A 23,016-nucleotide genomic window follows, 5' to 3' on the forward strand; every position below is an offset into this window, starting at 1 on the left:
GCCACGACCTGCGGAAATCCTCAGTGTGCCGGCCCCGGCGGGACGGCTAGCGTGCGGCGCATGGTCATGTGGGTGCGGCGCGGGCTGCGCATATCGGTGGGGCTGGCGATCGGCGGTTGCACGGCCGTGGTCGGCCTGGTGTACGCGGCGCTCAGCGGCCTGGCGCTGCTGTGCGTGTTCGTCTGGCCGCGGCTCCGGCAGGCGGTACTGCGGGCCGTGGCCCGCGGGGCGCGCCGCCTGGCGCAGGTGGAGCGGCGCCGCCTGGCGTACTTCCTGGACGTCGAGATCGGCTCCTCCTACGGCGGCAGCCGGGCGCTCGGCTACCTGGCCGTGCGGTGGCTGCTCGCGCCGCTCGGCTGCCTGGTGGTGCTCTCCGCGCTGATCGGCGCCGTCTACGGCTCGCTGGTCATCTGGGGCTGGCCGATGTTCCACTCGTACAACCGCGACGAGCAGCTCTACTCCTCCGTCGCCGGCATGTTCCTGCTCTTCCTCGCCGCCCAGAGCCTGTTCGGCGTCGTCGCCCTGGAACAGCGGCTCGCCTGGCACTTCCTCGGCGTCGACCCGCAGGACGAGTTGCGCCGCCGGATCGAGGAGCTGGCCAGCAGCCGGGCCGGCGTCGTCGCCGCCGTGCACGACGAGCGCCGCCGCATCGAACGCGACCTGCACGACGGGGTGCAGCAGCGCCTCGTGGCGCTCGGCATGCTGCTCGGCCGGGCCCGCCGAGGCCAGGACGCGGCGCGCACCCAGGCCCTGTTGGCCCAGGCGCACGAGGAGAGCCGGCAGGCGCTGGACGAACTGCGCGAGGTGGCCTGGCGGGTCTACCCCACGGTCCTGGACGAGGCGGGGTTGCGGGCCGCCCTGGAGACCGTCGCCGAGCGCGTCGGGCTACCCGTGCGACTCGACTACGGCCTCACCGCCGAGCCCGCGACGGAGGTGCGCACCGTCGCCTACTTCGTCATCAGCGAGGCCGTCACCAACGCCGTCAAGCACTCCGGAGCGCGTCGTGTGCACATCGCCGTGACCCGCGCCCCGGCCGAGCCCGCCCCGCCCGCCCCGGTGCCCGTCGCCGCGGGGCCGCCCGGCGCGCGCGACGGGCAGCCACAGCCCGCCCCGCCCCGGCCCCCGACCCGTACCGCCCGTGGCGCCGACCGCGCCCCGTCCTTCGTCCTGCGGGCGCGGATCACCGACGACGGTTCGGGCGGCGCCGACCCGACGGGCAGCGGCCTGCTCGGGCTGGCCCGCCGCGTCGCGGCCATCGACGGCACCCTGCGGGTGGACAGCCCGCCGGGAGGCCCCACCACCATCACCGCGGAGTTGCCGTGCGCGTAATCCTGGCCGACGATTCGACACTGCTGCGCGAGGGCCTGGTGCGGCTGCTCGCCGAGGAGGGCCACGACGTCGTCGCGGCCGTCGGCGACGCGACCGCGCTGCTGGCGGCGGTGGACGAACACCCCGCGGACGCGGTCTGTGTCGACGTACGCATGCCCCCCACGCACACCGACGAGGGGCTGCGCGCCGCCCTGGAGATCCGCGGTCGCCACCCCCGGCTCGGGGTGCTCGTGCTCTCCCAGTACGTCGAGAAGCGCTACGCCACCGAGTTGCTGACCGGCGAGATGACCGCCGGCGGCGGGGGCGTCGGCTACCTGCTGAAGGACCGGGTCATGCAGGTGGACGAGTTCCTGGACGCCCTGGAGCGGGTCGCCGCGGGCCAGGCCGCCTTCGACCCCGAGGTGGTACGCCAACTCCTGGCCCGCAGCACCCACACGGACCCGCTCGCCCGGCTCACCGAGCGCGAACGCGAGGTGCTCGGCGAGATGGCGCAGGGGCACGCCAACGCCGCCATCGCGCAGCGGCTGCACGTCTCCCGCAGCGCCGTCGAGAAGCACATCAACGCCATCTTCGACAAGCTGGAGCTGACCGGAACCACCGGCTACAGCCGCCGGGTGCTTGCCGTGCTCCGGTACGTGGGTAGTTAAGCCGGGATCGCCCCGTGCGGCACGGCGTGCCGCACGGGGCGCTCACTCATGGCGGCCACACCGTTCGGAGAGCGGTCGCCGCTTTCGGAGACATTCGAGGAACGCCGTCGCTCCGCGGGAAGTGAGAGGGAAGGGTTTCCATGGCTGATTCCAAGCGTCCGGCACCGTCCAGCGCGCTGCACGCCTACGTACTGGCACACAACCCCCCACCCGACGCCGTACAGCGCGAACTCGTCGCCCGGACCAGGGCCGCCCTGCCGGACCACGCGGGCATGCAGATCGCGCAGGAGCAGGGGCCGCTGCTCGCGTTCCTGGTCCGCCTGATCGACGCCCGCCACGTCGTGGAGATCGGCACCTTCACCGGCCTGTCCACCCTGTGCATGGCCCGGGCGCTGCCCCCGGAGGGAAAGCTCGTCGCCTGCGACGTCTCCGCCGAGTGGGCGGCGTACGGCCGCGCGGCCTGGCAGCGGGCCGACGTCGCCGACCGCATCGACCTGCGCATCGCCCCCGCCCTCCAGACGCTGCGCGCGATGCCCCCCGAACCCCATGTCGACCTGGCCTTCATCGACGCCGACAAGCAGGGCTACCTGGCCTACTGGGAGGAGCTGGTGCCCCGGATGCGCCCGGGCGGGCTGATCGCCGCCGACAACGTCTGTTACGGCGGCGAGGTCGCCGACCTGCCCTCCGCGTCCCCCAACGGAGCCGCGATCCACGCCTTCAACGAGCACGTGCTGGCCGACTCCCGGGTCGACTCGGTGATGCTGGAGGTCGCCGACGGCCTGACGCTGGCCCGCCGCCGCTAGCCGCCCGCCCGGCCACCCCGACCCCACCGATCCGCGGGCCCACCGCCCGCGCCGCTCGCCGCGCCGCTCCCGGCCCCGGGGGCGGCCGGCGAGCGCGCCGCGCGCGGCTAGGCTCCCGTTCCAGGACGCGCGCGGCGCCAGCGACCGGCGCGACGGGCGTGCGGGGCGCGGGCGCTGGTGAGGCGAGGGCGCGGGAGACGTGGAGGAGAGGCAGTGGTGAACGGCGCGACCGCGGGCGACACCGCGGAGGGCGGTGCCGGGGCGGGCGGCGCGACCGCGGGCCGGCCGCGGACGATGTACCAGCGGCTGGCCGCCGACCTGCGGCAGGCGATCACCGACGGGGCGTACGGGTCGGGCGGCCGGCTACCGGCCGAGGGCGACCTGGCGCGGCGCTACGGCGTCTCGCGCGGCACCGTCCGACAGGCGCTCGCCGTGCTCCGCGCGGAGGGCCTGGTCACCTCCCGGCGCGGCACCCGCCGCGTCGTCCTCGGCTCCGAGGGCACGCAGAGCTTCGGCGAACTCCTCAGCTTCACCCGCTGGGCCCGCTCCATCGACGAGGAGCCCGGCGGCCGGGTCGTCTCGATCGAGCGCCACCCGGCCGACGCCACCGAGCGCGAACAGCTCCGGCTCGCCCCGCGGGCCACGGTCTACCGGATGCTGCGGGTCCGTACGCTCTCCGGCCGGCCGGTCATGATCGAGCGCACGGTCTACCCGGAGTCCGTCGGCGCCCTCGTCGCCGCGCTGGACCCGGACACCGTCTCGCACACGGTGCGGCTTGAGGAACAGGGCGTCATGATCGCCGACGCGCACCACACCATCGATCTCGTACGGGCCGACGCGGACGACGCCCGGCTGCTCGGCTGCCGCCCTGGCGACCCGCTGCTGCGCGAGCGCCGCCGCAGCACCGACCCGGCCGGCGCGCCCATCGAGTGGTCGGACGACCGGTACGTGCCGGGCACGATGGCCTTCACGGTGCACAGCTCGGCCGCCACCGGCTCACTCGCCCGGCGTCGCGCCACCCCCGAGGAACCGGGCCAGGACGCGGACGCGAGCCAGGGCCAGGACCCGCCGCCGGCACGCTGAGCGCGCGGGTCGGCGGGTGGGCCGGGACAGCCTGGTGGGGACGCCGCGCGCGTCCCCGGCGGGCGCTCAGCCGCAGCAGCCGCCGCCGCAGCAGCCGCCCCCGCCGCCCGCGGCGGGCGCGGGACCGCGCGAGGCGGCGCTGGTGCCGACGGCGACCGTCGACAGCAGCTTGACCGTGTCGCCGTGTCCGTCGGGGCAGGTGGCGGGCGCGTTGGAGTCCGCCATGGGCCGGCTGAGCTCGAAGTTGGCGCCACAGGCGCGGCAGCGGTATTCGTAACGAGGCATGCCCGCAGCCTAATCGCGATCCGCCGCCGACCGGGCCCCCGTTCGCAACCCCGTTCGCAACCCCGTACCGACCACGGCCCCGTCGCCTTGGTGCGGGGCGCGCGTCGCGGCCGGACGCCGAGGCGGGTCAGCCGCCGGCCGCGCCGCGCTCCTCGCGGATCTCCTGCACCACCCGGGCCGCGGTCTGCCGCACGGCCTCGGTCTCGGTCAGGAAGTGCCACCAGTCGGGGTGCCGCCCCTCCAGGCCGGCGATCGCGCGGTCCAACCGCGCGACGGCGTCGTCGAGCGGACGGGCGTGGCGCGGATCGGGGGTGTTACGCCCCGCCATGGCCAGCCGCTGCGCGTCCCGCACGGCGAACCGGGTGCGCTCCACCTCGTGCGCCTGGTCGTGGGAGACCTCGTCCAGCCGGCGCAACCGCTCGCCGGCGGTGGACACCGCCTCGTCGGTGGTGTTGAGCAGCGCCCGCGCCGTGGACAGCAGGGCCAGCGCGTCCGGCCAGCGCTGCTCGTCGCGGGCCGCCCGCGCCTCGGCCAGCTTGGCCTCGGCCTGCGCCACCGCGTGCGCGGCCTGCTCGGGCACGGGCTGGAGGTCCTGCCAGCAGGCGGCGCTGTAGCGCCGGCGCAACTCGCTGAGCACCGGCTCGACGCCCGCGGCGCGCGTGGTGATGGCCTCGGCCCGGGTGCGCAGCGAGACCAGCCGCTTGTCGATGTCGGCGGCGGTCGCCGGCAGCCGCTCGGCCTCCCCGCGCACGGCCTCGGCCGCACGCAGCACGTGATCGGCGCGCCGGATGGTCTCCTGCACGCCGTGCTGCCCGGCCCCCTGGTTGAGCTTGGTCAGCTCGGGCGAGAGCGCGGCGAGCCGGGCCGCCAACTCGTCGGCCCGCAGCCCGGAGGCCCGCACCGCGTCCAGCGCCTGGGTGGCGGCCAGCAGCGCCTGCCGGGCCCGCTCGACGGCCGGCGCCAGCCGGGCCAACTGCGTCTCGGCCGTACGCGACAAGGGCGCCAGGCCCTCGGCGAACCGGTCGAGGTCCCCCTTGGCGCGCTCCAGCTCGGCCTTGGCTCGCGTCAGTTCGGCGCGGGCGCGGGAGGCGGCGGAAGCTTCCAGGTCGTCGCGGTCCAGGTCGTGCGCGTCGACGGCGTTGATGTAGTCGTGGCTGGCCTGGTCGATGCGCTGGCCGAGCGCCGCGAAGTCGCTGATGGCCCGGCGCGCGGCGGGGGAGTCGTCCACGGCCGCGATCGTCTCGATGGAGATCCGCAGGTCCCGCTGGGCGGTGTCCAGCTCGTAGAACGCGGCGGCGGCGGCGTCCTTCGCCGCCTGCGCGTCGGCCCGCTGGCTCTCGCCCCGCCCGAACCAGCGCCGCGTCCCACCCCCGGTGAACGACCCGGCCAGCGCGGCCAGCACCAGCGGCACCGGCAGCGCGACGAGCACGAGGACGTCCCCGGCCGCGCGGCGGGTGGCGGCGGCGGGGGTTACGGCGGCCGGGGCTCCGGTGGCCGGGCTGGTCACGGCGGTCGGGGCGGCGGCGCGGGCGGGTGGGCGGCCATGAAGCAGGCGACGTACTAGCCGTACAGACTGCGCGGTGGTCGCCGTCACTACCCTCTCCCGATGAATCGCCCCAGGCCCGAATGCCATTCTCCCACCCGTTAGGGACGAACACACGGGTCGGATAGTTCGCGCCCCACCACGCCGATCTCGGCGCCCCAGGCCGCTCGCTCCCGTCCCCGGCCCTCCGCCCCGGCGCCCCACCGGCCGGAGCCCGCGTCCCCAGGGGCACGAGTTTGCGAGTACGGGGCCGGGTCGGGGTAGGCTGTCGGCGCGTGCCAGGGCGCATAGCTCAGCGGTAGAGCGCTACTCTTACAAAGTAGATGTCACAGGTTCGATCCCTGTTGTGCCCACCCAGCCGGCCTGGTCCCTCCCCGCGATACCGCGAGAGGGACCAGGCCGGAAGTGTTTTCCGGGCCCGGTGGCGGGGCACGTCGGCCGAGGTGTCAGCGGTCGGGTCCGCCGGCGCCCGCGGACCTCTCGCCCGGCCCCGCAGGACCCCTCCGGAACCGGGCGCCGGGGCGGCGTCGGACGGTCCCGACCGGTCGCCGGGATCGCCCATGGAGCGCATACTTCAAGCCCACTCACGCGGAGCATGTTTGACGCCACGTCAACAACAAGAGTGCGGGGGCGTCTTCACTCGTACGAGTGTTCTTCGGCGCCCAAGAATCGTTCTTGCATGCTGTCTCGGCAAGGCTCGCCGCTAGCGTGGCCCGTCTGTCACCCCAGTTGCCAATGGCGTGAAATCGACGTCGGCGAGCACCAGGCACCGGCACCAGGCGTACCCGTGCCAGGGCGACAGGTCAGGCGGACATGGGGACCTCAGCATGGGCTGTGACCATCAACGAAGGACGGCGGCGGTGGAGCACGGGGAGACCGCCCTGTCCACCCGCACGCCACGGGCGCTCGGGCCGGCGGAGGCCGGGACGGTAGGTGCCCGCAACGGGCACTCAGGGAATCTGGGGGAGACATGCGGTACGGGGGATGCGCGGGACACGGGAGTGATCAGGGGAGCAGGGGGTGCGGGGGCTGTGGGGGAAACGGGGCCGTGTGGCGGGTGTGGGGTGAGCGCGAGCGGTGCCGCCTGGGCGAGCGAGCGGGCCGACGGCGAGCGGCTGGCACGGTCGTACGACGTACGCGGCTGCACGGTGGTGGAGCTGTCGGGGGATGTGGATCTCGCCACCGCCGGGGCGATCCGGGTCGTCCTTGACGAGGCGACAGCGCCGAACGGGACCCCGCACGTCGTCGTCGACCTGCGGCGTACGACGTTCTTCGACTGCACGGGGCTGGCCCTGCTGGTGCGCGCGGAGGAGCGCATGACGCAACGCGCGGGGCGGCTCGGCCTGGTCTGCGCGCACGCCGTCACCCTGCGGCTGATGGAGATCGCCAACCTGACGGGGCTGCTGCGGCCCGTGCCGACGTTGGAGCAGGCCCTGGAGCGGGCAGCGTGACCGGTATCGGCGCCAGGCACGAGGCGGCGGCCGAGGACGGGCGCGCGCCGGGCGCGGCCTCGTCGGAGCGCAGCAGCGGGCTGTTGTGACGCAGCAGCCACAGCCGGTACGCCGCGTTCGCCCAGGCCAGCTCCAGGTAGGACGCCTTGAGGTCGGCGTAGAGGGCGTCCGCGTCGGGGGCGCAGGTGGTGTGCGGCCGGGAGACCATGAACAGCCGTACGGTCAGCGGGTCGTCCCGGAGCGGGCGGATCACGATGCCCTCGCGGGCGCTCGTGGTGGGCTGGCAGGGGGTGACGGCCTCGCCGGAGGCGACGAGTTCGGCGGCCGTGGTGTTGTCGCGTACGTGCACCAGGCGGGGGTTGAGGCCGGCGTCGGTGAAGGCGCGACGCAGGGCGGCGCACTCGTCCTCCACGGTCAGGTCGACCACCCAGCGGTCGTCGGCCAGGTCGGCGAGCCGGACCACGGGGCGCTCGGCCGCCGGGTGGCTCGCGGAGAGGGCGATGAACTGCGGCTCCCGGGCGACCAGGACGCGCCGCTCGACGCCGCTGGGCACGGGCAGCGGGAAGCCCGTGAACTCGTGCACGAACGCCACGTCGAGCTGCTGGGTGGCCACCATCTGGAGCAGCATCGTGGCGGAGACGTCGACGTGGATCGTGGTGTCCGTGTCGGGCAGCCGGGTGTGCAGCCTGCGCAGCCAGCCGGCCACGGCGCGGTTGCCGGTGCTGCCGATGCGCAGGTGCGCCTCGCTGATGTGGGCGGCGGCGTCCTTGGCGGCGCTGACCAGGGCGCTCATGTCGGCCACGATCGGCCGGGCCCGGGCCAGGATGGACCGCCCGAGTGGCGTGGGTTGGCTGCCTGACTGTTCGCGGGTGAACAGCAGGCCGCCGATCGCCTTCTCGATGCGCCTGAGCTGTGTGGTGAGGGACGGTTGCGTCATGCCCAGTTGCAGCGCGGCCTTGCGCACGCTGCCCGCGTCGGCAATAGCACAGAGCGCACGAAGGTGTCTCACGTCGAGCTCCACGGCCGGAGCATAACGGCGCACGCGCGGCGCACACCAGACACACCATCCGATCGTCCGCTTCGACATCCGGACAACGCCGCGTCGCCCCACGTTGCCCTTCCGGCCCCGCGGCGGCGGCACCTTGCCCTGGTGTGAGTGAGTTTGTGCGATTCATCGGCTTCCTGACCCCATAGCGCCGTGCTATCGCCAGTTGGCATCATCCGCGCCGCGCGATGTGTCCCTGACACTCGGCGGGACACGTTCCGGACGGCTCGACCGCTACCCCACGGCGGTCGCTGGGGCCCCCGGACGCACGAAGGAGTCCCCCACATGAAGCACTCCAGGATATGGGTGTCGGTTTCGCTGGGCCTCGGCCTGGCCACCATGAGCGCGCTGCCCGCCTCGGCCGCCACCAGCACGGACACCGTGCAGCGCTCGACGCCGGCCAGCATCGCCGCGTACGAGGCGTCCGGAGAGAACGCCGCGGCCACCAAGGCGTTCTTCACGGCCGTCATCGAGTCGGCCAAGGCCAAGCAGGCCAGGACCGGCGAGCGGGCCGTCACCGTCACCTACGACGCCAGCCAGGCGCCCACCTTCGCCTCGCAGATCGCGCGGAGCACGCAGATCTGGAACTCGCACGTGTCCAACGTGAAGCTCCAGGAGGGCTCCGGCGGCGACTTCGAGTACCGCGAGGGCAACGACCCGCGCGGCTCGTACGCCAGCACCGACGGACACGGCAGGGGCTACATCTTCCTGGACTACCAGCAGAACCAGGAGTACGACTCGACCCGGGTCACCGCGCACGAGACCGGCCACGTCCTCGGCCTGCCGGACAACTACTCGGGCCCGTGCAGCGAGCTGATGTCGGGCGGCGGCCCCGGCCCGTCCTGCACCAACCCGAACCCGAACGCGCAGGAGTCGGCCCGCGTCGACCAGCTCTGGGCCAACGGGATCACCAGCCTGAGCGCCTTCGACAAGGGCGCGTTCCTCAAGTGACGCCTCCCGCCGCGGCCTGACCCCGCCCCTGCCTGACCTCGCCGGGGCCCATCGAGCGGGCCGGCGCGCGACCGCCCACCCCCCACGGCAGCCGCGTTCCGCGCCGGCGCCCGCCCGTGGCCCGCGACAGCACGACGGACCGGCCGCCCCCGCACGACCCGTGCGGGGGCGGCCGGTCCGCTGCGGTACGGAGCGGGGGCCCGGCCCGTGAGGTCGGGCCGCGACCGGCCGTGTCGGGCCGGGCCGGGGATCAGTAGAGCTTGTTGACCGCGGTCGTCGTGGTCTTCTTGAAGTCGGGCACCTGCGCGTGCTGGAAGTTGCCCATCTGGCCCCACTTCACGACCGTGACCGTCCGGCCGTCCCGGCCCACCGAGAACATGTTGATGTCGGACGAGCCCCAGGCGTGGGCCGTGTGGATGCCGTAGACGTTGGCGCCCTCCTCGACGTTGATCGAGCCGAAGTCCCGGAACTCCGCCGTCATGTCGGGGTCCTCCTGCTCGACCTTGTCCGCGCAGGCGCGGATGGTCTTGTTCCACAGGGCCGCCAACGACTTGGCGCGCGTCTCGTCCCGCTCGACGACGGTCACCTGGACCGCGCCGGTGTCGTACTCGGTCCAGAAGTCGCGGTGTACGGAGGTCGCGCCCGGCAGCGCGGGGCCGACGCAGAACGGCAGCGGGTCCGGCGTGCCGGCGGTGACGGGGCTGGCGTACCAGGCGGAGGAGGCGTGCGGGGGCAGCTCGTTGGGCGCCAGGAACGCGGGCTCGGCCGCCTGGGTCGCCCGCGGGGCCGCGGTCGCGCTCGGAGCGAGGACGGCGGTGGTCGCCGCGGTGGCCAGGACGGCCAGGCCGATCGCGCCGGCCCGGCCGAGCCGGGCCCGGACGCCGGCACGGGTGGTGCTGACGGTGGTGGCAGTGGTGCCGGTGCTGGCGCTGTTGTCGTGGTGCGATTGCGTGTTCATGGGGCAACTTCGCCACGGCCGCGCCCGGGCCGGCAAGACCACCGCGCCCATGCGGGACGCTGGAACGCCAAAACCCCCGCTCACCTGCGCATATGCCAGGTGGCTGGAACGCCGGCGCGGAACGCGGGAACGGTGCTGGCACTAGGATCGGGCAGCGTGTCGACCCCATCGCCCCCACGGCGCCGGAAGCCGCGCGCCGACGCCGAGCGCAACCGGGCCCGTGTCCTGGCCGCCGCCCGCGCGCTGTTCACGGCCCGCGGCCAGGACGTGCAGATGCCCGAAGTGGCCCGGGCCGCGGGGGTCGGCATCGGCACCGTCTACCGCCACTTCCCGAGCCGGGCCGCGCTCATCGAGGCCGCGGGCGAGGCGCGCCACGACGACATCGTCGAGTTCGGCCGCACGGTGTGCGTGCCGTGTCCGGACGCCGCCGACGGGCTCGCCCGCTACATCGGCTACATCGGCGAGGTGTTGGCCAGCGACCGCGGGCTGACCGCGTCGATCGAGGCGACCCTCGGATCGGCCAGGCCCGAGGGCGCGGCGGCGGAGCGGACCGAGGCCATAGCGGCCGAACTCATCGCCCGCGCCAGGACGCAGGGGACGATCCGGCCCGACGTGGAGGTCGCGGACCTCAGCATGATCGTGTGCGGGCTCGCGGCGATCATCCGCAACGGGACCGGGGACTGGCGCCGCTACCTGGACATCAGCCTGGCCGGCCTGCGCGACGTGTCCGCGGGCCCACTCGACGCAGCCCCCGACGCCGCCGCCGTACCCCGGCCGAGCGGCGGGCCGCGCGACGGCGCGACCTCCGGCGAGCGCCACCAGGCGGCGACCTGACGGCCCGCCGGACCAGCACCGCGACCGGGCCGACACCGAACGCGCCGCCCGGCGCCGTCCCGGCGCCCCCGACGGGCGCCCGCTACCCCGAGATCGGAGCAGCCGACCGGATCTCGTCAGACGCGACACCACCGGCTTCGCTCGCACCGACCCCACTCGCACCGACCCCGCTCACACCGGGTCCGCCCGGCGCGCCGGGCGGGCGGGCACACGGCGGGAGCCCGGCCCGCGGACTCGCGGGGCCGGGCTCCTGTCGTACGGCGTGGGCGGCGTGCGCGCGGGATGGCCGCGGGCGTTACGCGGACTCGGCCGCCACCAGCTCCGCGAGCTGCACGGCGTTGAGCGCCGCGCCCTTGCGCAGGTTGTCGCTGGCGCAGAAGAAGGCCAGGCCACGGCCGTCGGGGACGGTCTCGTCCGACCGGATGCGGCCGACGAACGTCGGGTCCTGGCCGGCGGCCTGGAGCGGCGTGGGGATGTCGGAGAGCGTCACGCCCGGCGCGTCGGCGAACAGCTCGGCGGCCCGCTCGGGGCTGATCGGCGCCGCGAAGCGCGCGTTGACCTGGAGCGAGTGGCCGGTGAAGACGGGTACCCGGACGCAGGTTCCGGAGACGAGCAGCTCCGGGATGCCCAGGATCTTGCGGCTCTCGTTGCGCAGCTTGCGCTCCTCGTCCGTCTCGCCCGAGCCGTCGTCGAGCAGCGACCCGGCCATCGGCAGCACGTTGTACGCGATGGGCCGGGCGTACTTGCGCGGCTCGGGCAGGGTCACGGCCGAGCCGCCGTGGGTGAGCCGCGCCGCCGTCCCGGCGGTCTTCTGGACCTGCTCCTCCAGCTCGGCCACGCCCTCCAGGCCGCTTCCGGACACCGCCTGGTAGGAGGCGATGACCAGGCTTTCGAGACCGGCCTCGGCGTGCAGCGGGCGCAGCACGGGCATGGCCGCCATGGTGGTGCAGTTGGGGTTGGCGATGATGCCCTTCGGGCGCTTGGCGATGGCGTCCGGGTTCACCTCGGAGACCACCAGCGGGACGTCGGGGTCCATCCGCCAGGCCGATGAGTTGTCGATCACCACGGGTCCGGCGGCGGCCACCTTGGGGGCCAGCGCCCTGGAGGTGGCACCGCCCGCCGAGAACAGCACGATGTCCAGACCGGAGTAGTCGGCGGTGGCCGCGTCCTCCACGGTGATCTCGGTGTCCTGCCACGGCAGGGTGCGCCCCGCCGAGCGCGCCGAGGCGAACAGCCGCAACTGCTCCACCGGGAAGCCACGCTCGGCGAGTATGCCGAGCATCACCCCGCCGACCTGGCCGGTGGCACCGACGATTCCGATTCTCATCCTGCTCCTCCACTCACCCGCGCCCGCCGGGACCGGCGGACGCACCGCCACCCCCGGTCGTGCTCCGTCATCACGTCGTCACCCCGTCCGCACGCGCCCTTCGCCCCGCGGGCGACCCGCCGCCGATCCGCTGGCCGGGCACGTACGACCGTGTGCAGTATCTCCCGCACCTTCCCGTCCGCCGCCCCGGTGTAAGCCCGATCCGCGGGTGAAGCGGGTCACGCGGACCGGCGGGTTCCGATCGCGGGTGTGATCTCGGACCGAGGCGACGCGGCCGGCGGCGGTGCTACGGACGGGGCCCGCACCGGGCCCCGCCCCCGCACCACCCTCGCGCGGCCGGCCGCCAGTTCCCAGCGGCTATGACTACGGCTACGGCTCGACGGCGCCGGTCGCGTCGATCGGGCTCGCGTCGGTGGGGCTCGTGTCCGTGGGGCTCACCGCCGTCGGCGTCGGGTCCTCGCCCTCGGGGCGCGTGGCCCCGGCCGTCTCCCGCAGCTTCTCGCGCCGCTCCCGCTCCGTCTGCTCGTAGTCGGGCAGCAACCGCTTGGTGATGCGGTCGACGTAGCCCCGGGTCTCGTTGAACTCGGGGATGCCCCGCGCCCGCAGGACCGCGCCCGGGCCCGCGTTGTAGGCGGCGAGCGCCAACTCGGTGCGGTCGCCGGGCACGTCCTTGACCGAGTCGTACAGGTGGCACAGGTAGCGGGCCTGCGAGGGGATGGCGTCCCTGGGGTTCCAGACGTCGGCCTGGCCGTCGCCGTCCCCGTCGCGGCCCCACTCGGTCCAGGTGACCGGCGCGAACTGGGCGATCCCGTCGGCCTTGCCCGAGCTGGCCCGCGGGTCCCAGCCGCTCTCCGCGTCGATCTGCGCGGCGAGCAGCGGCACGCTCAGCGGCGCGCAGGTGCGGGCGGCGGCCTCCAGGGTGGCGCGGTGTTCGTCCGGGACCGTGGGCAGCGGGTCGGGTCCGTCCGTCACCAGTTCGCGTACGGCGAAGACCCCGGCGCCCAGCAGCGCCGCGCTCACCACGATCCCCAGACCGGAGCGGGCACGACGGGTCACCATACGGAAGCGGAAGGTGGGGAGAAGAGCATGGGAGGGACGATAACCGGATTTACGCAGGCGCCCGTAATCGGACGGAGACGTGCGGCGGTTGGTCCGTATTCGCGTTCTCACCTCGTGCGCGAGTGCCCCACCGGGGCCGTGCCGCCGGACGACGTAAGGGCCCGCGCGAGATCTCGCGCGGGCCCGTAGCGGAAGCGGTGCGGCGGTGGTTGGCCGGTGTGACGGTCAGGCGGTCTGCTGGGCCTTCTGGTTGCTCGGCCGCCGGCTCATCACGTATCCGGCGATGGTGCCCACCGCGAACAGGGCGAGCACCGAGACCGCGGTGCTGAGCCACGTGGCGCCGAGCCACTGGCTGCCGAGGTAGCCGAGGCCCACGCTGTACGCCGCCCACATCAGCCCGGCCAGTGCCGACCACGGCAGGAACTCGGCCACCTTGCGGTGCGCGGCACCGGCTCCCAGGCTCACCACGGAGCGGCCGGCGGGCGCGAACCGCGCGAGGACGACCAGCGTGGCCCCGCCGCGCTCCAGCGCGGCGCCCAACTTCTGCTGGGCCGCGGTCAGTCGGCGGGAGCGGGCGATGGCGCGGTCGAGGCGTTCGCCGCCGCGCCAGGCCAGCCGGTAGGCGACCAGGTCGCCGAGGACGGAGGCGGTGGCGGCGCACAGCACGAGCGCGAGCATCTCGGGGACGTCGGCGTCGGGCTTGACGCCCCGCGCGGCCCCGACGGCGTCGGCCGTCGTCGTGCCGGCGGCGGCGGTGGCCGCGGCGATCACCAGGATGCCGCTCGGTAGTACGGGCAGGAAGACGTCGAGGACCACGGACGCACCAATGATCACGTAGATCCACGGGGTGTCGACCAGCGACCCCAAGGTTTCCAGCAACGTCTCTCCCGGTCCCGTTCCCCCGCCGCGACGTCGCAGGGGAGCGGCAGGAGCGGCCTCTTCAGCACAGCCATACAGCGTATGCCTGTGCTGGTAGAGCATACCGAGCCGAGGGCGGTCACCGCGGCTGCATAACGCCCAGATCACGGCGTACGGCCGTCCGCGGCGCGGGTGACCGGTCGGTCGCCGGTCGATCATGGGCGCAATGCCCCGGTGCACACCATGAGCAACGGCCCATAACGGCCCACGCGCGCGGGCGGGTCTCGGTATCTCGATATGTCGACTCGTCATCACGTCGTTACATCCGCAGGTCGGCGAAGTCACGGGAAAGGCGACTGCCGGGGCTGCCGGAGCTGTCGGCGGGCCCGCACGGTGGGTCCGCGCGGGCGGGCCCGAACGGCACCCGGCCGCGCCCCGATCGTGATCGGAGCGCGGCCGGGTGGAGGCTGCGCGGACGGTGCCGGGTGCCGCCCGGTGGAGACGGGCGGCGGGCCGGCGGTCGGCCGGGCGGCGTCAGACGCGGGTCGGCTGGCGGTGCGGCTCGGCGACGCGCCGCTCGCCGAGGAGCCGGTCCAGGGCCCAGGGGCCGGGACCGGTGAAGACGATCATGAGGAACGCCCAGCAGAACATCGCGGACGCCTCGCCGCCGTTCTCCAGCGGCCACAGCTTCTCCGTCTGGTGCTCGGTGAAGTAGGCGTACGCCATCGAGCCGGAGGATATGAAGGCCGCGCTGCGGGTGAACAGGCCGGTCATCACGAGGATGCCGCCGACGAGCTGGATCACGGCCGCGTACCAGCCCGGCCAGGTGCCGGTGTCCACGGTGCCGCCGGCGCCGTCGACGCCGCCGAAGCTGCCGAAGAGCGACGAGGCGCCGTGGCAGGCGAAGAGCAGGCCGACGACGATCCGGAAGAGCGAGGTGACGCGCGGTCGCGCGGCGTCGAGCTGCTCGGTGAGCGAGGTGGGGGACGACATGACAGGGGACTCCTCGTTTCGGGGACGGGAAACAACGAGGGGGCCAGGTTAGGGACGCCTAAGACTTTGTTGCAAGTTCAAGTTCTGCCAGATCTGCTCGTCCCGCGCCGTGGCTCGCGGATCGGCGGGAGTGGCGCGGATCACGCGGCGACGCGGCTGCCCGCTTTTGTCCATCGTCGCTGCCCGTGGCCGTGTGGCGGCCGGTGCGCGCGCGTTATGCAAGGTCATTGCGTGTGTGGCGAGGATCGCCCCACTGTGGGCGGGGTGTCGTGAACAGGCTCGGTCGCCGTGTCGAGCGTAAGGCGACATGGGCATGACCGTCAGGTGGTCTCGACCAGTTGGTATGGACTTTTTGCGGGTAGCCACCGACCCGCCTCTCGGCGCCCCGGGTGGCCCGGCCCGTGAATGGCCGAAATGCATCGTCCCGGTCGGGGTGTGGCCCTCCGTTCCGCATATGCCGGACGCGGCAGGTCCCGCCCGTCGGGGCCGGCTGCTGGTCGAGCCGCCCGCGCGGCGCGGTGCGTACCGGCGTGGCGCGAAGGTGTCGCGCGGGAGGCTTGGTGCATATCCACTGTCAACCTCGGGTTGACGAGTGTGGGTTGTCAACCTACGGTTGACGCATGACGAAGCCCTTGGACATCACGCCCCCCGTCCGGCTCGACGAGCTGATCGAGGCCATCCGGCGGGCCCACCCCGACGCGCTCGACCAGCTCTCCGGCGCGGTGGTCGCCGCCGACCATCTCGGCGACCTCGCCGACCACCTCATCGGCCACTTCGTGGACCAGGCCCGCCGCTCCGGCGCCTCCTGGACCGAGATCGGCAAGAGCATGGGCGTCACCCGGCAGGCGGCCCAGAAGCGGTTCGTGCCCAAGGGCGCCGCCGAGGCGCCGGCGCTCGACGCCCAGCAGGGCTTCAACCAGTTCACCACCGCCGCCCGCAACGTCGTGGTGAGCGCCCACAACGAGGCCAAGGCCGCGGCCAGCCCCGAGGTCGGGCCCGCACACCTGACGCTCGGCCTGCTGAGCGCTCCCGACACGCTGGCCGCGCAGGCCATCCGCGCGCAGGGGGTGCCCCTGGAGCGGGTGCGCGAGGCGGCGCTCGCCGCGCTGCCCGCCCCCGCCGCCGGCGAGGCCCCCGAACTGATCCCGTACAGCGCGGGCGCGCGCAAGGCGCTGGAGCTGACCTTCCGCGAGGCGCTGCGCCTGGGCCACCGCGAGATCGGCACCGAGCACCTGCTGCTCGCGCTCCTCGAGCACGAGGACGGGGCGGGTGTGCTCACGGGCGTCGGCGTCGCCAAGGACGCCGCCGCGGCCCATGTGGCGCAGGCGGTCGCCGACAGCGCGCCCACCGACGAGCCCGGGTAGCCCGCGCGGCCCCGGGGCCCGGCCGGCCGCGCGCCACCGTACGGCCCGAAGGGACCGAGGGCGGGACCGCTGGCCCGGGCCCCGGTCAGCCGGGCGTCAGGTCCCGCTGCTCCGTGGTGACCAGGTGCGCCGCCCCGGGGCCGGTCCCGCGTGCCTGGTCGAGGCGGAGCCGGGCGTGTCTGCCGCGCAGCGTCAGGGTCATGAGCTGGTTGCCGAACCAGGGCCCGCCCGTGCGGCGCCAGCTCAGCTTCGCCCGCCCGGCCCTGGCGTGCCGGGCGAAGAGGCGGCCGAGCAGCCGCGCGGGCTGGCTCCAGCCGAACCGGAAGCCGATCCGGATCGAGGCCGGGATGCTGTTGTGCACCGGCGAGCAGGTCAGTTGCAGTACCCGGCTCACGGGCGGCCGTGGCCACCGCGACCAGTCCGGCTCCGCGACGTAGGCGTGGTGCACGTCACCGGAGAGCACGCTGATCGTCGCGGGCGCGGCGGGCCCGCCGCCCGCCTCGGCGATCAGCTCGGTCAGCGCGTCGAACGAGGCGGGGAAGGCCGACCAGTGCTCCAGGTCGGCCCGTTGGCGCAGGTCCTCGGCGAGCCTGGCCCAGCGCTGGCCGCGCTCGCCGGCGCACAGCGCCGCGTTCCAGCCCTCGACGTCGTGCACGAAGGGCGGCAGCAGCCACGGCAGCGAGGCGCCGACGAGCAGGTGGTCCACGGTCTCGGGGGCGTCGTGGAACTGGTCGCGCAACCAGCTCAGCTCCTCCTTGTCGAGCATCGACCGACTGCCCTCGGTCAGCACCCGCGCGGCCCGGTTGTCCACCATCACCAGCCGCACCCGGCCGAAGTCGCGGCGGTAGCTCCAGCGGGTGAAGGTCGGATCGGCGTCGGCGCGCGCCACGAAGTCCCGTAGCAGCCCCGTGGCCCCGTCCGGCCCCTCCCGACCGGCCGCGCGGACGGCCGCGTACAGCTCGTCGGCCGCGAGTTCGGCGGGGGAGAGGTTGCCCAGGTGCTGGTAGACCCAGTACGACATGAGGCCGCTGAGCACGCGCTCGCGCCACCACGGGGCGGCGCGCATCCGCGCCTGCCAGGCGGCGCTGGTGTTCCAGTCGTCGATCACGTCATGGTCGTCGAAGATCATGCAACTCGGCACCGTCGACAGCAGCCAGCGCACCTCCGGGTCGAGCCAGGACTCGTCGTAGAGGCGGGTGTACTCCTCGTAGTCGGCGACCTGGTCCCACGGCGGCTGGCTCAGGTCGCGCCGCGTGGCCAGCCAGTCGCGGGTGGCCGCCGAGGTCTCGTCCGCGTACACCTGGTCGCCGAGGAGGACGAGCACGTCCGGGCGCTCGCCGTCCGGGTCGCGGGCGATGCGGGCGGCCAGCGCGTCGAGAGCGTCCGGGCCGATCGGGTCGTGCGCGCCGGCCCCGGGGGCGGGCGGCGCGGCCCACCGACACGAGCCGAAGGCGACCCGCACGGCGAAGCCGCCGGTGGCCTGCTCGCCCGCCTCGGTCCGTACGGGCGGGGTACGGATCGTGGAGGCGGGGAAGCGGGAGTCGGGCAGCGGCCACACCCGCTCGCCGTCGAGCAGCACCTCGTAGCCGACCACGCTGTCCGGGCGCAGCCCCGCCACCTCCACCAGGGCGTAGTGGTGGCCTGCGAGCTGCCAGGTGCGGGCCGTGCCGCCGGGCCCCGGCGCGGGGTCGCCGGCCCCGCGCGCCGGCGCGCCCGCCGGAGGCGTGCAGCGCACCTCGACCTCGCACGGCGCGTCGGTCTCGACCCACACGGTGGCGCGCTCGCCGCTCTCCCAGTCGATCTGACGTAGCAACGGCCCCAGTCGCAACCCGGCCATCCGCGTTCCCTCCATCGCCCTCACCCGCCGACCCGCGGGCGTTCGCCGGTGGCCGCCGGCGGGTGCCGTGCGGCGTCGCGTGCCGTGCGGGCCCGGCGTACCCGTGTTCGTACGGTACGGAACGGCGGGGCCGGGCGGGGTGGAACGCCACCGGGGAGGCGCCGGAACGGCCCCGGGACGCGGCCGATCCGCCGCCCCGACGGTCGGGTGCGGCGGATCGGCGCGGCGCCTCGCGGGCGGTGGGCCGGCGGTGGGCCCGGGCGTCAGCAGCCGTTGAGGACGCGGCTGAGGGCGCTCTTCTCGGAGCTGTCGACGGACAGGTCGTAGTGGTGCTTGACCGAGACCCACATCCGGGCGTACGTGCAGTGGTAGCTCTTGGTGGGCGGCAGCCACTCGCCCGGGTCCTTGTCGCCCTTGGCCTGGTTGACGTTGTCCGTCACGGCGATGAGCTGCGCGCGGCCGAGGTCGTTGGCGAAGCCCTCGCGGCGGGAGGTGGTCCACTTGCTGGCGCCGGACTTCCACGCCTCGGACAGCGGCACCACGTGGTCGATGTCCACGTCCGACGCGGCGCTCCAGGTCTGTCCGTCGTACGGCGAGAACCAGGTGCCCTTGACCGCGGCGCAACTGCTGTTCTGCTCGACGTTCCTGCCGTCGCGCTTCAGGACGACCTCGCGGGTGTTGCAGGCGCCGCTCTGGGTGCTCCAGTGCGGGAACTTCTCGCGGCTGTAACCGTCGGACGAGCCCTCGGACCTGACGGTGAGCTGGGAGAGGTAGGTGCGCGCGGTGTCGGCGCTCGGCGGGGTGGGCGGCGCGGCCTGCGCGCTCGGACCGCTCAGCACCAGCGTGCCGACCAGCGTGGCGAGACCGCCGACGGCGGTGGCTCGACGCGCGTAGATGCCGCGACGTGTCGAAGTCGTGTCCGTACGGGACATGGCGAACTCCCTCTGCGGTGGGGGGATGCGGGCGCTGTGGCCCGAACATGGTCTCGGCGTCCGGTTTCCGTGGGGTGGGCGCCAGGTAACAGCGTGACGACGCGGTCATGTCAAAGCAAGGGGGCGTGGCGGGTCGACGCGCCTCGAACCGAGGTCGTGGCCAGCGCTTTGACGCCCCGTAAGGTGTGGTGGTGCCTGCCACCGTCCCCCTCGCGGGCGCCGCCCTGCTCCCCGTCGGGCCCGCGCTCGGGGTGCTGCTCGCGGCCCTGTTGCTCGCCGCCGCCACCGTGGGCGCGCTCGCCCACCTCACGCACGGCACCGGCCGCCCCGGCGGCGGGGCCCGGTCGGCCGGCGGCGGGCGGGGCCACGCGCGCGCCGTGCTGACCGCGGGGCTGCGCGCCGTCGTCCAACTCGCCGCCGTCTCCCTGCTGATCGGCTGGGTGGTGCGCGCGGTGCCGCTGCTGCTCACGTTCATCGCCGTGATGTTCGCGGTCGCCGTGCGCACCGCCGGCCGCCGCATCACCCCGAACCGCTCCTGGTGGTGGGCGGCGGCGCCGATCGTCGCGGGCGTGCTGCCGGTGGTCGCCGCGCTGCTGCTGACCGGGCTGGTGCCGGTGCGGGGCATCACCCTGATCCCGGTCACCGGCATCCTCATCGGCGGCGCGCTCACCGCGACGGTGCTCGGCGGCCGGCGCGCCCTGGACGAGCTGGAGGCCCGGCGGGGCGAGGTGGAGGCCGGGCTCGCGCTCGGCCTGCCGCCGCGCGACGCCCGCCTGGAGATCGCCCGCCCGGCCGCCTCCGACGCGCTGCTGCCCGGCCTCGACCAGACCAGGACCGTGGGCCTGGTCACCCTGCCCGGGGCCTTCGTCGGCATGCTGCTGGGCGGCGCGTCGCCGGTCCAGGCCGGCGCGGTGCAGCTCTTCGTGCTGGTGGCGCTGATGGCGGTGCAGGTGGTGGCGGTCGCGGTGGTCCTTGAGCTGGTCGCCGGGGGACGGCTGCACCGCGACGCGGACCCTGACGTATCCTCGACGGCAGCAGAAGGGGAGTAGCTCTTCGCCGGATCGTCGACATACTGCTCACCCGCCTCCCGGCCACCGCTCGCGGTGGGGGTGCTCGCGCACTCGGGGGAACGGGGAGCCGGCGCCCGGAGGCCGGTGGGTGCGGACCGGGCACATCTACGCGATGTGCCGACGGGTTCGTCACGTACCACCGTGCCAGCGAGACCTTCGGCCGCAGTGTCCGACGCTGCCGTGCCGAAGCGACCCCTGACGCAGGGCCCTCTCGGCGCGGACGCCCGACCGAATGAGGGACCAGACCCCGTGTTCAGCCTCACCGTCGCCGCCGTGACCTTCGGCGTCGTCTTCCTCGCCGAGCTGCCCGACAAGACCGCCCTGGCCGGTCTCATGCTCGGCGCCCGCTACCGCGCCTCCTACGTCTTCGCCGGCGTCGCCGCCGCGTTCGCCGTCCACGTCGCGCTCGCCATCGCCGCCGGCAGCGTGCTCACGCTGCTGCCGCAGCGGCTGCTCCAGGCCATCGTCGGCGTGCTCTTCCTGGCGGGCGCGGCGATGCTGCTGCTCAAGAGGGAGGAGGACGACGAGGAGATCGCCAAGCCCGCCGACCAGAGCTTCTGGAAGGTCGCCGGCAGCGGCTTCATGCTGATCCTGGTCGCCGAGTTCGGCGACCTGACGCAGATCATGACGGCCAACCTCGCCGCTCGCTACGACAGCCCGCTCTCCGTCGGCGTCGGCGCGGTGCTCGCGCTGTGGGCGGTCGCGGGCATCGGCATCGTCGGCGGCCGGACCCTGATGAAGTACGTGCCGCTGCGGCTCATCACCAAGATCGGCGCCTGCGTGATGCTGGTCCTCGCGGGCTTCAGCCTGTACGAGGCGGTCGCCGGCTGACCCGTGCCCGGTGGCCCCGGCCGGTCTCGGCGACGGCTCCACGGCGCGCCCGCCGCCCGCCTGCCGCCCGCCCTGCCCAGGCACGGAGCGGCCGATGGCGCCGCGTGCCCTGCGCCCCGCGCCGTCGTGGCCCCGCCGGCTGGTCCGCGTGGCGGGCCGGTCGGCGGTGCCGTCAGTGGTACGGGATCGGGCGCGGTGGGGCGGCGGCCAGCGCGCGGGAGGTGCCGCGCGCCGTCGGTACGCGCCCGTGCGGCGCGTGCCCCGGCGTGTGGCGGCGTACCTGCTCGGGCTCGACCGTCCACTCCACGCCGCCGCGCTCCGGCCGGATGAAGACCAGGAACGTGGTGCGCCGGGTGGTCGGCGAGGTGTACGGGCCGGCGTCGGTCAGCACGCCGACGCGGCCCGTGGTCAGGTCCTCCACGGCGTCGCCGATCGCCTCGACCGCCTCTTCCTCGGTCACTTCCCCCACCGCCCGTTCACGATCGCGATCCGCGCGCTGAGCCGCTCCCGGGGCGTGGGCAGCCGTACCGCCGCCGCCTCCGCCTCCCACCGGTCGCCCCCGGTGAGCGCGCGCAGCGCGACGCGGCCCGCGCCGGGGCGCAGCACGACCCCCATCCGGCCCGACGACTCGTCCATGGCCAACTCGCCGCGGGACGGACCCTGTTCGGGGTCCATCGGCCACGGGCCACCCGACCCGTCCAGCGCTGCCGGAGGCTTCCCCATGGAGGTCATCGTTCCGTATCCCTTCCTCAAGGTGTGGGGCCCACGTGCGCCCGCGCGGAGACCAGCCCAGAGTGGGCCAACCGGCGGCGTGTGGTGGGGAAGGCGGGATGTGCGGCGCGTCAGGTAGGAAATCAGCCTGTACCACCCGGGCGGTTGACCCGGCGGTACGGGGGAGATCACGCGTGAGGGCACGCGCGCGCCCCGGCGGCGCCGGGTCGGGCGCCGCCGGGGCGGGGTGGCATCGCGTACGGGCGGCGACGGGCCGGCCGTACGGGGCGGGCCGCGGCGGTCGGTGGGGAGCCGGCTACCGGGCCGCCCGGCTCACGGGGCGATGTGCAGGGTGAGGCCGCCGTCCGGCAGCGCCTCGACGCGGACCTGTGTCAGGTCGCGCACGTGGGCCGTGGGCGCGTGGGTCGCCGCGCGGGGACCGACGCCCACCACGCGCATGCCGGCCGCGCGGGCCGCCGCGATGCCCACCTCGGAGTCCTCGAAGGCGACGCAGTCGGCGGGCGCGAACCCCAGCTCCGCCGCGCCCTTGAGGAACCCCTCCGGGTCGGGCTTGCTCGCGCTCACGGACTCGGCGGTGACCCGCACGCGCGGCATCGGCAGCGCGGCGGCGTCCATCCGGGCCTGGGACAGGCCGCGGTCGGCCGAGGTGACCAGGGCGTGCGGCAGCCGCGCCAGGGAGGCGAGGAACGCGGGCGCGCCCGCGATCGGCACCACGCCCGCCACGTCGGAGGTCTCCCAGGCGAGCATGCGCGCGTTGTCGGCGAGGTTCTCCTCGTGCGGGCGGTCGGGGAGGAGCACGGCCATGGTGGCGTGGCCCTGCCGCCCGTGTACGACGCTGATCACGCTGTCACCGTCGAGGCCGTGCTCCGCGGCCCAGCGCCGCCAACAGCGCTCCACGACGGCGTCGGAATTGACGAGCGTCCCGTCCATGTCGAGGAGCAGCGCCTTGACGGCGCCGATGGTCTGGGGGGTGCTCGTGGGAGCCATGGGGCACTCCTGGGCTCGGCGTGGACGCGCGGTGCGCGAAGGAAAGCGGCCCCGCCCACGGTCAGGGGTGCGGGCGGAACCACTTTGTTTCTCAAAC

General features: G+C 74.6%; 23 protein-coding genes and 1 tRNA gene. 11 read left to right on the forward strand and 13 right to left on the reverse strand.

All coding sequences use genetic code 11. From position 1 onward, the window contains the following. Nucleotides 1–60: 60 nt before the first annotated feature. From AC3CHW_RS25850 to AC3CHW_RS25865, 4 genes are all read left to right on the forward strand, one after another. Entirely contained in the window at nucleotides 61–1,329 is a 1,269-nt protein-coding gene (locus AC3CHW_RS25850) for a sensor histidine kinase (RefSeq protein ID WP_488468069.1), read from the forward strand. After that, nucleotides 1,320–1,976, forward strand: coding sequence for a response regulator transcription factor (locus AC3CHW_RS25855; protein WP_176161403.1), 657 nt, complete (start codon nucleotides 1,320–1,322; stop codon nucleotides 1,974–1,976). Before AC3CHW_RS25850 ends, AC3CHW_RS25855 begins: the two co-directional genes overlap by 10 nt. A gap of 140 nt (nucleotides 1,977–2,116) precedes the next feature. After that, on the forward strand, nucleotides 2,117–2,779 hold the full coding sequence (locus AC3CHW_RS25860; RefSeq protein ID WP_488468070.1) for an O-methyltransferase: 663 nt from the start codon (nucleotides 2,117–2,119) through the stop codon (nucleotides 2,777–2,779). A gap of 216 nt (nucleotides 2,780–2,995) precedes the next feature. Beyond that, on the forward strand, nucleotides 2,996–3,862 hold the full coding sequence (locus AC3CHW_RS25865; protein WP_488468071.1) for a GntR family transcriptional regulator: 867 nt from the start codon (nucleotides 2,996–2,998) through the stop codon (nucleotides 3,860–3,862). Nucleotides 3,863–3,928: 66 nt separating this feature from the next. Here AC3CHW_RS25865 and AC3CHW_RS25870 read toward each other — a convergent pair whose 3' ends face one another. Beyond that, nucleotides 3,929–4,147: an FmdB family zinc ribbon protein gene (locus AC3CHW_RS25870; RefSeq protein ID WP_459249757.1), complete on the reverse strand. Its 219-nt coding sequence runs from the start codon at nucleotides 4,145–4,147 to the stop codon at nucleotides 3,929–3,931. A gap of 127 nt (nucleotides 4,148–4,274) precedes the next feature. Then, nucleotides 4,275–5,780, reverse strand: coding sequence for a hypothetical protein (locus AC3CHW_RS25875; protein ID WP_488468072.1), 1,506 nt, complete (start codon nucleotides 5,778–5,780; stop codon nucleotides 4,275–4,277). Nucleotides 5,781–5,971: 191 nt separating this feature from the next. Between AC3CHW_RS25875 and AC3CHW_RS25880 the strand changes: the two genes are divergently transcribed. Next, a tRNA-Val gene (locus AC3CHW_RS25880) sits at nucleotides 5,972–6,043 on the forward strand. A gap of 711 nt (nucleotides 6,044–6,754) precedes the next feature. Beyond that, a complete protein-coding gene (locus tag AC3CHW_RS25885) occupies nucleotides 6,755–7,141 on the forward strand; it encodes an anti-sigma factor antagonist (RefSeq protein WP_359330568.1) in 387 nt (128 codons plus the stop codon). On the opposite strand, the gene AC3CHW_RS25890 is transcribed toward AC3CHW_RS25885, so the two are convergent. Next, a complete protein-coding gene (locus AC3CHW_RS25890) occupies nucleotides 7,053–8,150 on the reverse strand; it encodes a LysR family transcriptional regulator (protein ID WP_488468073.1) in 1,098 nt (365 codons plus the stop codon). The genes AC3CHW_RS25885 and AC3CHW_RS25890 overlap by 89 nt on opposite strands. A 321-nt stretch (nucleotides 8,151–8,471) precedes the next feature. On the opposite strand from AC3CHW_RS25890, the gene snpA reads away from it, so the two are divergent. Next, nucleotides 8,472–9,137, forward strand: coding sequence for a snapalysin (snpA, locus tag AC3CHW_RS25895; protein ID WP_488468074.1), 666 nt, complete (start codon nucleotides 8,472–8,474; stop codon nucleotides 9,135–9,137). Between the two features lie 250 nt (nucleotides 9,138–9,387). On the opposite strand, the gene AC3CHW_RS25900 is transcribed toward snpA, so the two are convergent. Further along, entirely contained in the window at nucleotides 9,388–10,095 is a 708-nt protein-coding gene (locus AC3CHW_RS25900) for a hypothetical protein (protein ID WP_488468075.1), read from the reverse strand. Between the two features lie 156 nt (nucleotides 10,096–10,251). Between AC3CHW_RS25900 and AC3CHW_RS25905 the strand changes: the two genes are divergently transcribed. Next, nucleotides 10,252–10,929, forward strand: a complete 678-nt coding sequence (locus tag AC3CHW_RS25905; RefSeq protein WP_488468076.1) for a TetR/AcrR family transcriptional regulator — start codon at nucleotides 10,252–10,254, stop codon at nucleotides 10,927–10,929. Nucleotides 10,930–11,224: 295 nt separating this feature from the next. On the opposite strand, the gene AC3CHW_RS25910 is transcribed toward AC3CHW_RS25905, so the two are convergent. From AC3CHW_RS25910 to AC3CHW_RS25925, 4 genes are all read right to left on the reverse strand, one after another. After that, nucleotides 11,225–12,256 (reverse strand): aspartate-semialdehyde dehydrogenase, encoded by a 1,032-nt coding sequence (locus AC3CHW_RS25910; RefSeq protein ID WP_488468077.1) that lies wholly within the window; start codon nucleotides 12,254–12,256, stop codon nucleotides 11,225–11,227. A 369-nt stretch (nucleotides 12,257–12,625) separates the two neighbouring features. After that, on the reverse strand, nucleotides 12,626–13,315 hold the full coding sequence (locus tag AC3CHW_RS25915; protein ID WP_488468078.1) for a lytic transglycosylase domain-containing protein: 690 nt from the start codon (nucleotides 13,313–13,315) through the stop codon (nucleotides 12,626–12,628). Between the two features lie 225 nt (nucleotides 13,316–13,540). After that, entirely contained in the window at nucleotides 13,541–14,194 is a 654-nt protein-coding gene (locus AC3CHW_RS25920; protein ID WP_176161396.1) for a DedA family protein, read from the reverse strand. Nucleotides 14,195–14,707: 513 nt separating this feature from the next. Next, on the reverse strand, nucleotides 14,708–15,166 hold the full coding sequence (locus AC3CHW_RS25925) for a DoxX family protein (RefSeq protein WP_176161395.1): 459 nt from the start codon (nucleotides 15,164–15,166) through the stop codon (nucleotides 14,708–14,710). Between the two features lie 620 nt (nucleotides 15,167–15,786). Here AC3CHW_RS25925 and AC3CHW_RS25930 point away from each other — a divergent pair. Then, nucleotides 15,787–16,530 carry a Clp protease N-terminal domain-containing protein gene (locus tag AC3CHW_RS25930; RefSeq protein WP_187063877.1) on the forward strand — a complete coding sequence of 248 codons (744 nt, stop codon included), beginning with the start codon at nucleotides 15,787–15,789 and terminating at the stop codon, nucleotides 16,528–16,530. Nucleotides 16,531–16,615: 85 nt separating this feature from the next. Here AC3CHW_RS25930 and AC3CHW_RS25935 read toward each other — a convergent pair whose 3' ends face one another. Both AC3CHW_RS25935 and AC3CHW_RS25940 read right to left on the reverse strand, forming a co-directional pair. Further along, entirely contained in the window at nucleotides 16,616–18,367 is a 1,752-nt protein-coding gene (locus AC3CHW_RS25935; RefSeq protein ID WP_488471168.1) for an alkaline phosphatase D family protein, read from the reverse strand. A 263-nt stretch (nucleotides 18,368–18,630) separates the two neighbouring features. Beyond that, nucleotides 18,631–19,299: an HNH endonuclease family protein gene (locus AC3CHW_RS25940; protein WP_459249764.1), complete on the reverse strand. Its 669-nt coding sequence runs from the start codon at nucleotides 19,297–19,299 to the stop codon at nucleotides 18,631–18,633. A gap of 191 nt (nucleotides 19,300–19,490) precedes the next feature. On the opposite strand from AC3CHW_RS25940, the gene AC3CHW_RS25945 reads away from it, so the two are divergent. Continuing rightward, nucleotides 19,491–20,348, forward strand: a complete 858-nt coding sequence (locus AC3CHW_RS25945; protein ID WP_488468079.1) for an ABC transporter permease — start codon at nucleotides 19,491–19,493, stop codon at nucleotides 20,346–20,348. Between the two features lie 270 nt (nucleotides 20,349–20,618). After that, a complete protein-coding gene (locus tag AC3CHW_RS25950; protein ID WP_398607961.1) occupies nucleotides 20,619–21,200 on the forward strand; it encodes a TMEM165/GDT1 family protein in 582 nt (193 codons plus the stop codon). A 172-nt stretch (nucleotides 21,201–21,372) separates the two neighbouring features. Here AC3CHW_RS25950 and AC3CHW_RS25955 read toward each other — a convergent pair whose 3' ends face one another. The 3 genes from AC3CHW_RS25955 to AC3CHW_RS25965 all read right to left on the reverse strand — a co-directional run bounded on the left by AC3CHW_RS25955 (nucleotide 21,373) and on the right by AC3CHW_RS25965 (nucleotide 22,919). Beyond that, entirely contained in the window at nucleotides 21,373–21,660 is a 288-nt protein-coding gene (locus AC3CHW_RS25955; RefSeq protein ID WP_387589356.1) for a hypothetical protein, read from the reverse strand. Next, the gene (locus tag AC3CHW_RS25960) at nucleotides 21,657–21,923 is read right to left on the reverse strand and encodes a hypothetical protein (RefSeq protein WP_488468080.1); all 267 of its coding nucleotides are present in this window, start codon (nucleotides 21,921–21,923) and stop codon (nucleotides 21,657–21,659) included. Before AC3CHW_RS25960 ends, AC3CHW_RS25955 begins: the two co-directional genes overlap by 4 nt. Nucleotides 21,924–22,244: 321 nt before the next feature. After that, nucleotides 22,245–22,919, reverse strand: a complete 675-nt coding sequence (locus AC3CHW_RS25965) for an HAD-IA family hydrolase (RefSeq protein WP_398607960.1) — start codon at nucleotides 22,917–22,919, stop codon at nucleotides 22,245–22,247. Nucleotides 22,920–23,016: the final 97 nt, after the last annotated feature.

Source organism: Streptomyces sp. MGP-BFMKR1, assembly GCF_057766585.1.